This is a genomic window from Mesorhizobium sp. M7A.F.Ca.MR.362.00.0.0 (genome assembly GCF_004023175.1).
Lineage (GTDB): Bacteria > Pseudomonadota > Alphaproteobacteria > Rhizobiales > Rhizobiaceae > Mesorhizobium.
The window spans coordinates 1-10,163 of record NZ_RZTF01000236.1 but is presented as its reverse complement, the minus strand read 5'-3'; the positions used below and the strand labels follow the sequence as shown (position 1 = coordinate 10,163).

The following is a 10,163-nucleotide window of genomic DNA, read 5'->3' as shown; positions in this document are numbered from 1 at the left end:
ACTCAACCCCTGCGCCGCGCCGAACATCGCAAGTGCCGCGGTGACGCCGGCAAGCGCTGCCCACTGCGTTCCTGCTTCGCCTTCGTTCGAGCCGGTCGCAACCATGCTGCCATCCATGTGAATTGCAGGCCATCCAGCCGGCAAGCCCGAGTAGCTATCGGTTCGATCCAGGCAAAGGAAGGGCCGCCCGGCGAAATCCGCTTGCGCCAACGAGGCGGCGGGAACAGGCCGATGTCGTGGCCGCGCAACTGCCGTTCCGGTATGTCGCTTCCCTCGCCCTAGTGGTCGCCGCCTCCGCAATGGCTGGACAGCCGCCGGTCCATTATGCCGCCCGCTATCGCATCCTACGAGGACCATTCATGACCGCCGCCCTACAACCCTTGGAACCGGCATTGACCACCGACCGCGCCCGTCGCGGCGGCCGCGCCGGAAAGCGCGCCGGCGGCTCGGCCGCGTTCGAGCAGCCGGCTTTCCGCCAGCTGAAAAACCCGCTGACGCCGACTAGGCTGGTCTCCGACGACGAGCTGGAATCGATCCACCTCGCCTCCCTGCGCGTGCTCAGGGAAATCGGCGTCGACGTGCTGCATGACGAGGCCCGCAGCATCATGAAGGCGCATGGCGCCGATGTGCGCGACGGCAGCGAGCGGGTGCGTTTCGACAGCGACATGATCCTCGAACTGGTGTCGCACTGCCCGTCGGAGTTCACCATCCATGCCCGCAATCCAGCGCACAATGTGCGCTTTGGCGGCAACAATGTGATCATCTCGATGATGGCGTCGGCGCCCAATTGCTCCGACATCGATCGCGGCCGCCGGCCCGGCAACCAGCAGGACTACCGCAATTTCTTAAAGCTCGCGCAGATGCACAACATCCTGAACTGCACGGGCGGCTACCCGGTCGAGCCGACCGATATCCATCCGTCCGTCCGCCACCTCGAATGCATCCGCGATCTCAGCGTGCTCACCGACAAGGTGTTCCACATCTATTCGCTCGGCAAGGAACGCAATGTCGACGGCATCGAGATCGCCAGGATCGCGCGCGGCATCAGCCACGAGCAGATGCTGGAAGAGCCGTCCGTCTTCACCATCATCAACACGAATTCGCCGCTCAAACTCGACGTGCCGATGATGGAAGGCATCATCCAGATGTCGAGCAAGGGCCAGGTCGTCGTCGTGACGCCGTTCACCCTGTCGGGCGCCATGGCGCCTGTCACCATCGCCGGCGCACTGGTGCAGCAGAACGCCGAGGCGCTTGCCGGCATCGCCTTCGCCCAGATGGTGCGCAAGGGCGCACCCGTCGGCTATGGCGGCTTCACCTCCAATGTCGACATGAAGTCCGGTTCGCCGGCGTTCGGCACGCCGGAATACATGAAGGCGCAGCTCGTCGGCGGCCAGCTTGCCCGCCGCTACAACATTCCCTACCGCACCTCCAACACCTGCGCCGCCAACACGGTCGACGCACAGGCGGCTTATGAAAGCGTGTTCTCGCTGTGGGGCGCCATCCAGGGCGGCGGCAATCTGATGATGCATGCCGCCGGCTGGCTCGAAGGCGGCCTGCGCTGCTCCTACGAGAAGACCATCCTGGACATCGACCTGCTGCAGATGGTGGCCGAATTCCTGACCCCCCTCGATCTTTCCGACGAGGCACTCGGCTTCGACGCCATCCAGTCGGTCGGTCCTGGCGGCCATTTCTTCGGCACCCAGCACACGCAGGACCGCTACAAGACCGCCTTCTACTCGCCGATCCTGTCCGACTGGCGCAATTACGAGACCTGGGCGGAAGCCGGCTCGCCGACGGCGCTCGAAAAGGCCAACAAAGTCTGGAAGGAACGGCTTGCGTCCTATGAGGAGCCTTACATGGACCCGGCCATCCGCGAGGAACTCAACGCCTTCGTTGCCAAGCGGCGGTCCGAAGGCGGCGCGCCGACCGATTTTTGATCGGCTCCCCGCCGACCACCCCATCTGATTCAGTTTACGCAAAAACGGACCTATCTTGATGAAATCTCACGTAAAAGCGGTTGTCATCGGCGGCGGCGTCGTCGGCTGCTCGGTTCTCTACCACCTGGCCAAGGCCGGCTGGACCGACATCATGCTGATCGAGCGCTCTGAGCTCACCTCCGGCTCGTCCTGGCATGCGGCGGGCGGCTTCCACACGCTGAACGGCGACCCCAACGTCGCCAAGCTGCAGGCTTATACGGTGCAGCTCTACAAGGAGATCGAGGAAATATCCGGCCAGTCCTGCTCGCTGCATTTGACCGGCGGCGTGATGATGGCCGATACGCCCGAGCGCATGGACTTCCTGCGCCTAGCGCATGCCAAGGGCCGCTATCTCGGCATGGACACCGAACTGATCACGCCGTCCGAGGCCAGGGCGATGTTCCCGCTGATGGACGAGACCAATTTCGTCGGCGCCATGTGGGACCCGGTCGAAGGCCATCTCGACCCGTCCGGCACCACCATCGCCTATTCCAAGGCGGCGAAAAAACTCGGCGCCGAGATCGTGCTGCGCAACCGCGTCGTGGAACTGACGCAGGAGGTCGACGGTACCTGGAACGTCGTCACCGAACAGGGCACGGTGAAGGCCGAGCATGTCGTAAATTGCGGCGGCCTGTGGGCCCGCGAGATCGGCCGCATGGTCGGCGTCGAACTTCCGGTGCTGGCCATGGAGCACATGTATCTGCTGACCGAGCCGATGCCGGAAGTCGAGGAATTCAACAAGTCTACCGGCCGCGAAATGATCGGCGTTCTCGATTTCAAGGGCGAGATCTACACCCGCCAGGAGCGCAACGGCATCCTGCTCGGCACCTATGAGAAGGCCTGCAAGCCGTGGTCGCCGGTCAACACGCCGTGGGATTTCGGCCATGAATTGCTGCCGCCGGACCTCGACCGCATCGCGCCATCGCTGGAAATCGGCTTCAAGCATTTCCCTGGCATCGAGAAGGCCGGCATCAAGCAGATCATCAACGGCCCCTTCACCTTCGCACTCGACGGCAACCCGCTGGTCGGCCCGGTGCAGGGCCTGACCAATTTCTGGTGCGCCTGCGCCGTGATGGCCGGCTTCAGCCAGGGCGGCGGCGTCGGCCTCGCGTTGTCGAACTGGATGGTCCATGGCGACCCCGGCTTCGACGTCTGGGGCATGGATGTCACCCGCTTCGGCGAATGGGCCGGCCTGCGCTACACCAACGCCAAGGTGCGCGAAAACTATTCGCGCCGCTTCTCCATCCGCTTCCCCAATGAGGAACTGCCGGCGGCACGCCCGGCGCAGACGACGCCGCTCTACGACACCATGCTGGCCAACAACGCCGTCATGGGCGACAGCTGGGGACTTGAGACGCCGCTCTGGTTCGCACCTGAAGGCAAGGAACCCAGGGATATCGTCTCCTTCCACCGCTCCAACGATTTTGGGCCGATCGGCGAGGAAGTGCGCGCCACGCGTGAGCGCGTCGGCGTCACCGAGATCGCCAACTTCGCCAAATACGAAGTCTCGGGACCCGCGGCCGAGGATTTCCTCAACCGGCTGATGACCAACCCGCCGCATCGTGCTGACGCCGATGCTCAACGAATTCGGCAAGCTGATCGGCGACTTCACCATCGCCAAGGCGGCAGAGGACCGCTTCATGATCTGGGGCTCGTCGGCGGCGCAGAAGTACCACATGCGCTGGTTCGAGAAGCACCTGCCGAAGGACGGAACGGTGCGCATCCACCGCTTCGACCAGACGCTGGTCGGCCTGTCGATCGCCGGGCCGAAATCACGGGAGTTGCTGCAGAAACTGGTCGATGTCGACGTCTCGACAAAAGCTTTCCGCTTCATGGATTTCCGCGAGATGGCGGTTGGCGGGGCCCCCTGCATGGTCAACCGCATCACCTACACCGGCGACCTCGGCTATGAAATCTGGATGGCGCCGGCCTACGAGCGCTTGGTTTACAAAGCGATCAAGGACGCCGGCGAGGAATTCCGCCTTGTCGATTTCGGCATGCGCGCTCTGCTCTCCATGCGCCTCGAAAAGAATTTTCCGACCTGGTTCCGCGAGTTGCGGCCGATCTATGGACCGTTCGAAGGCGCGATGGACCGCTTCATCAAACTCGAGAAGAACGACTTTATCGGCCGCGAAGCTGCCGCCAAGGAACAGGCGGAAGGACCAAAACTGCGCCGCGTCTCCTTCATCGTCGATGCCGCTGATGCCGATGTCATGGGCGACGAGCCGATCTGGGCCAAGGTCAGCAAGAACTATGGCACGGTGGAAAAGCCGCATGGCTATGGCGCGCCGCGCTTCGACAAGGGCGGCAAGGAAATACGCGGTTCCAAGGCTGCCGAAGGCGCTTCCGCCGTGCGGGGTATCGTCGACGGTGACTGGCGCGTGGTCGGCTGGGTCACGTCGGGCGGCTATGCGCATTATGTGCAGAAGTCGATGGCGCAGGGCTATGTCCCCGCAGCGCTTGCCGAGGACGAAAGTGCCGGGCTGTTCGAGATCGAGATCCTCGGTCACCGGCGCCCGGCCCGCATCAATGTCGAAGCGCCCTTCGATCCGAGCGGCGAGAAGATGCGGACCTGAGTTCGACCATGGGCAGCGCGGGGCCGAAGGGCAGCTTTGGCCGCCATCGCAAGATCATGCCGTTCGAGCCAGGCTCGATCGAGGCCCTCCGCGACGCCTCCCGCCGGAAGGCGGCTTCGCTCAACCAGCATGTGCTGGGCTATGGCGCGCAGGCCGAGGCTGAATGGGCTGCGGCAGGCATTGCCGCGCCCGATCTTCCTGCCATGCGTCAATACCGGCTGGAGCGCATCCGCGCCGAGCTGAAGCGGCGCGACTATGCCGGCGCCCTGCTCTACGACCCCGTCAACATCCGCTACGCCACCGACAGCACCAACATGCAGCTGTGGGTGGCGCACAACCCGACGCGGCATTGCTTTGTCGCCACCGACGGGCCGGTGGTGCTGTTCGACTATTTTTCCTGCGAGCACCTGTCCGACCATTCCGGCGTTGTCGACGAAGTGCGGCCGGCGGTGTCGTGGATGTATCTCTATGGCGGCGAACTGACCGAGCAGAAAGTCCGCCGCTGGGCCGCCGGTATCGCCGATCTGGTGAAAGAGCATGGTGGCGGCAGCAGCCGCATTGCCGTCGACCATATCAATCCGGAGGGCGTCGAAGAATTGGCGCGCCTCGGTATTTCCATCGGCAATGGCGAAGCTGTGATGGAGAACGCGCGGCTGATCAAATCACCCGACGAGATCCTCGCCATGCGCCGCGCCATCGTCGCCTGCGAGGCGGCGATGGGCGAGATGGAACAGGCGCTGAAGCCGGGGACTTCCGAAAACGAATTGTGGGCGGAACTGCACCGCGGCAACATCGCGCGCGGCGGCGAATGGATCGAGACACGACTGCTGACGTCAGGCCCGCGCACCAATCCATGGTTCCAGGAATGCTCGTCGCGCAAGATCGAGGCTGGCGATCTCGTCGCCTTCGACACCGACCTCATCGGCCCCTACGGCTTCTGCGCCGACCTGTCGCGCACATGGCTGTGCGGCGATGGAAAGCCGACCAGCGAACAGCGCGACCTGTTCCGCATCGCCGCCGACCAGATCAAGCACAACACCGAACTGATGCAGCCAGGCATCTCGTTTCGCGACCTCGTCGAACGCTCGGCGGTGCCGCCCGGCGACTGCTTCCCGACGCGCTACGGCGTGCTCTATCACCTCTATCACGGCGTCGGCCTGGCCGATGAATACCCGACCTTGCCGCATGCCAGCGACTGGACATCGGACACTCCGGACGGCGTGCTGGAACCGGGCATGGTGCTGTGCGTGGAAAGCTATATCGGCAGGCTTGGCGGGCGCGAAGGCGTCAAGATCGAGGAACAGATACTGATCACCGAGACGGGCAACGAACAGCTCTCAACCTACCCGTTGGATAAGAGACTGCTCGGCTAGCCCGGCAATGGCCTCGCGCAACGCCCCAACCGTCTTTTCCGGTGTCCCTGCGGCGGTGATGTAGGGCAGGCCTTTGCGCCGTCCGGTCCAGCCAACGACCGCCACCCTTTTCGCCGCCGGCTCGAAACGCTGCGCCAGTGCCCAGCTCTTGCAGTCGATGGTCGCTATATCGGCCTTGCCCTCTGCAATTGCGACGATCGAGGAACGGTGCCCACCGCTTTCGCTGCGCGAGGCAAAGAGGTCAAGGCTCTCGCCCATCGCCTCCAGGTCGCGCGTCAAACCGAGGAACCCCGACATCGAATCGAGGCTGTTGAAGGTGAAGCGCTTGCCGCGGATCCGATCGAGTGGGATCAGCGGGCTGCCGTCATTGGGCGAGGCAACCGACGGCGCGCCATCCGCCAGCATGACGATGGCGCTGGAATAGAGCTCGCCCTGCCCGCCTTCGTAGGCGTCGTAGCTTGGCTGGGCAACCACCTGCACATGCCTGGACAGGCCGAGTTCCATCGGCCCCCAGCAGGTCTGCGCGAACAGCAGCGCCGGGTGCAGCCACAGTATGTGAAAATCGAGCTCGTCCGGCGGCAATGTCGCTGGATCGGGTGCGATCAATGCACCGGCAGCATCACGAATACCGCCCGGCACCGGTGGCAGGTCACCATTGCGCCGCACGATGGATTGCGGCGCGTCGATGCCCTTTTGCCGAAAGGCGTCGCGCAGCAGCACCCATTGCGCGTCGACTTCATCGCGCACTTCGGGCCAATCGTACATCGGCAACGCCGCAACCAATTCACTCATGCCGATATCAAATCATCATGTCTGGAAAAAAGATCGCGAAAACGCGGCGCCCAATCAGAATTGGCCGACATGGATTCCGGGTAGACCGGAATTATTCCTTCGGCGGCTCGGCGGGAACCGGCGCACTGCCGAGCCCGCTGATGCTGCGCGCCCTGATGCGCGGCTTGAAGGCCCTGCCCGGCTCGGCTTGACGCCGCAGCACCGGATGCACGATCGGCTCCTTGGCCTTGAACGCATAGGCTTTGATCAGCGCGAAATAGTTCGGATAGGCATAGCCATTGTTCATCCGCAGCCATTCCTCACGGCGGTCACGAAACAGCTTGGGCAGCTTGTACCACGCCACAGTCGGGGTCTTGTGATGGACGAAGTGCAGATTGTTGTTGAGGAACAGGAACGACAGCGGCGAGCGCTCGACGATCACCGTGCGGCCTTCCGGATGTTCCGACCATTGATGCTCGGCGAAAGTGCGGATCGAGATTAGCGACTGGCCGAGCCAGACCGGCACCAGAACGTAAAGCCACAGCGGGATGCCGAAGCCGAACTGGACGATCGGCAGCACGATAGCAAGACCGATCGCATGCAGCAGCCAGGCCTTGCGGATCGCCTTGTCGCCGGCGATCACCTGCTTGGCATCGTCGATGAAGAAGCCGACGCAGGACAGCCACGGGCCGAGCACGAAGCGGCCTGCCATGGTGTTGTTGATCTTGAGCAGGAATTTCATCGTCGGCGGCAGCTCGTCATGCTGCCAGAGCGCCTGGTAATAGCTTTCCGGATCGTCCAGCGGGTCGGTCAGCCGCTCGTCGGCGTGGTGGCGCAGATGGATTGTCTTGAAGCGGCGGAACGGCCAGACCAGACCGATCGGCAGAAACACGAAGGCTTCATTGACCCGCGCGTTGCGTGTCGGATGCCCGTGCAGCACTTCGTGCATGATCGACGACTGCAATGCGGCGGTCAAAGCCAGGATGGCGAGCGCCAGGACGGGGTAGGATGGCCAGAGCAGAAAACCGGTGGCGAGCCATGTTGCGTAACAGAAAAAGGCGAGTACCACGGTCGGCCACTCGATGGCCGGTGCGCTGTGTCGCCTGATGCTCTTGCTCGTCATGCTATCGACCACTGCCCCTCAGTCGCCGGAACCCCAATTGGCTCCTGACAGCATAGTGTCAGGAGAAATGATTCCACTCAACGAGACAAAGTGCACAAACTGTTGCGATTGCGCATTTTCGACCGCACATGTTATATATTGTAAACAGACTTAGGGATTCATTTACGCCTGAGGCGCGCTCGGAAGCGCTTCGGCGCAAATTTTTCCTCAATCGAGGTGGAGCACGCACATGGACAAGCGCGACCTGTCAACGATCTTCCGCGAACGCCTGAAAATGCTCTTGACACGCTCCGACCTGAACCAGTCGGCCTTCGCGACCGCGGTCGGCATCGACCGCTCGGCGCTGTCGCAGCTGCTGTCGGGCGCCTCGACCCGCCTGCCCCGCGCCGAAACGCTGCTCAACATCGCCGCCGAGTTCAAAGTGTCGCTCGATTGGCTTCTCGGCCTCAGCCAGGACGAGGGTCTCACCGGCGAAATCCGCGAGAGCCTGGAGATAGAAGAGGCACCGGACGGTTTCGACCGCACGTTGCTGGCCAAATGGCATGCGGAGGCGGCCGGCACCAAGATCCGCTACGTGCCGGCCGGCATCCCCGACCTCCTGCGCACCGAAGCACTGGTCGACTACGAAGCCGGCATCACCAACAAGAGCCGCCTGGCGCAAGCCGGAGAAACGCAATACCGCATCGACTATAACAGGCGCCCGGAAACCGACATGGAAGTCTGCATGCCGCGCCACACGCTGGAGATATTTGCCCGCGGGCTGGGTGTCTGGGACCGGTTCCCCGAAGCCGACCGGCGCGCCCAGCTGCTGCACATGGCGACGCTGCTCGACGACCTCTATCCGACCTTCCGGCTGTTTCTCTATGACGGGCGGATGCGCTATTCGATCCCCTACACAATCTTTGGCCCTTATCGCGCCGCCATCTATGTCGGCGACATGTATCTGGTGCTCAACGCCACCCAGCCGATCCAGACGCTGATCCAGCATTTCGACAATCTGATCCGGGCCGCCGACATCAATGCGCACGAGGCGTCCGGCTTCGCGCACAGACTGGCCGGCATGTCGTTCCCAACAGGCACTGTCTGATCTCTGGCAACGATGATCCATCAGACGGAAACCGGCCTCTGCTTTGGTGTCCGCGCTACTGCTATTTCATTGACTGCACATAAAGACTTCTTTATATCCTTATTCGACTTCGAAACATGAAAGCCAATCCGATGACGACCACCAACCCGATCGATGCGCTGCTGGCTGAAAAGGGCGTGCTGCTGGCCGATGGCGCCACCGGCACCAATTTGTTCGCCATGGGTCTGGAGGCCGGCGAGGCACCCGAGCTGCTGAACGAGACGGCGCCCGACACCATCACCAGCCTGCATCAGAATTTCGTCGATGCCGGCGCCGACATCATCCTCACCAACTCGTTCGGCGGCACCCGTCACCGCTTGAAGCTTCACCATGCGCAGGATCGCGTGCATGCGCTGAACAAGCGCGCCGCCGAGCTTGCGCGCGCCGTCGCGGACAAAGCTGACCGCAAGGTGATCGTCGCCGGCTCGGTCGGCCCGACCGGCGAATTGCTGGTGCCGCTCGGCGCCATGACCTATGACGAGGCGGTCGACGCTTTCGCCGAGCAGATCGAGGGTCTCAAGGAAGGCGGCGCCGAAGTCGCCTGGATCGAGACGATGTCGGCTCCCGACGAGATCCGCGCCGCCGCCGAGGCTGCCATCCGTGTCGGCCTGCCCTACACCTATACCGGTTCCTTCGACACCGCCGGCCGCACCATGATGGGCCTGCTGCCCAGGGATATCCACGGCGTCACCGACGGGCTGTCGCAGGCGCCTCTCGGCGTTGGTGCCAATTGCGGCGTCGGCGCATCCGACATCCTGGCCTCGCTGCTCGACATGACGGAGGCGAAGCCGGAGGCGACGGTGATCGTCAAGGGCAATTGCGGCATTCCCGAATTCCGCGGCACCGAAATCCATTATTCCGGCACGCCCGAACTGATGGCCGATTATGTGCGCCTCGCTGTCGACGGCGGCGCCAAGATTATCGGCGGCTGCTGCGGCACCTCGTTCCAGCACCTTGCCGCCATGCGCAAGGCGCTCGATGCGCACACCAGGGCGGATCGTCCGACGGTTGCCGCGATCGTCGAGCGCATTGGTCCGATGCGCAACAAGGTCGCGACGGAAAACACCGCCGAGACCAGCGAAGCCCGCCGCGAGCGCCGCCGCAGCCGGGCCTGACCTTATCGGTTTCGATTATTCGCTGTTGTCGGCGTAGCTCGACTGCGCCGACTTGAAGTCGACCACATTGTCGCCGCGCATCGTCATCAGCGCGCCTGAAGCG

General features: G+C 63.3%; 6 protein-coding genes and 1 pseudogene. 5 read left to right on the top strand and 2 right to left on the bottom strand.

The features are described 5' to 3' along the window. Positions 1 to 359: 359 nt before the first annotated feature. From EOC06_RS24435 to EOC06_RS24425, 3 genes and pseudogenes are all read left to right on the top strand, one after another. On the top strand, positions 360 to 1,937 hold the full coding sequence (locus tag EOC06_RS24435) for a trimethylamine methyltransferase family protein (protein ID WP_128308992.1): 1,578 nt from the start codon (positions 360 to 362) through the stop codon (positions 1,935 to 1,937). A 58-nt stretch (positions 1,938 to 1,995) separates the two neighbouring features. Then, a pseudogene (locus EOC06_RS24430) lies at positions 1,996 to 4,552 on the top strand (FAD-dependent oxidoreductase). A gap of 8 nt (positions 4,553 to 4,560) precedes the next feature. Further along, a complete protein-coding gene (locus EOC06_RS24425) occupies positions 4,561 to 5,925 on the top strand; it encodes a Xaa-Pro peptidase family protein (protein ID WP_128308991.1) in 1,365 nt (454 codons plus the stop codon). Here EOC06_RS24425 and EOC06_RS24420 read toward each other — a convergent pair. Together EOC06_RS24420 and EOC06_RS24415 are read right to left on the bottom strand one after the other, a co-directional pair. Beyond that, positions 5,890 to 6,717 (bottom strand): phosphate/phosphite/phosphonate ABC transporter substrate-binding protein, encoded by an 828-nt coding sequence (locus EOC06_RS24420; RefSeq protein ID WP_128308990.1) that lies wholly within the window; start codon positions 6,715 to 6,717, stop codon positions 5,890 to 5,892. The two genes, EOC06_RS24425 and EOC06_RS24420, sit on opposite strands and share 36 nt — an antisense overlap. Before the next feature lie 91 nt (positions 6,718 to 6,808). Continuing rightward, positions 6,809 to 7,819 carry a fatty acid desaturase gene (locus tag EOC06_RS24415; protein WP_164898712.1) on the bottom strand — a complete coding sequence of 337 codons (1,011 nt, stop codon included), beginning with the start codon at positions 7,817 to 7,819 and terminating at the stop codon, positions 6,809 to 6,811. 229 nt (positions 7,820 to 8,048) lie between these two features. Here EOC06_RS24415 and EOC06_RS24410 point away from each other — a divergent pair, with 229 nt between their 5' ends. After that, entirely contained in the window at positions 8,049 to 8,906 is an 858-nt protein-coding gene (locus EOC06_RS24410; protein WP_023812292.1) for a helix-turn-helix domain-containing protein, read from the top strand. Between the two features lie 131 nt (positions 8,907 to 9,037). Continuing rightward, a complete protein-coding gene (bmt, locus tag EOC06_RS24405) occupies positions 9,038 to 10,060 on the top strand; it encodes a betaine--homocysteine S-methyltransferase (protein WP_164898711.1) in 1,023 nt (340 codons plus the stop codon). Positions 10,061 to 10,163 lie beyond the last annotated feature (103 nt).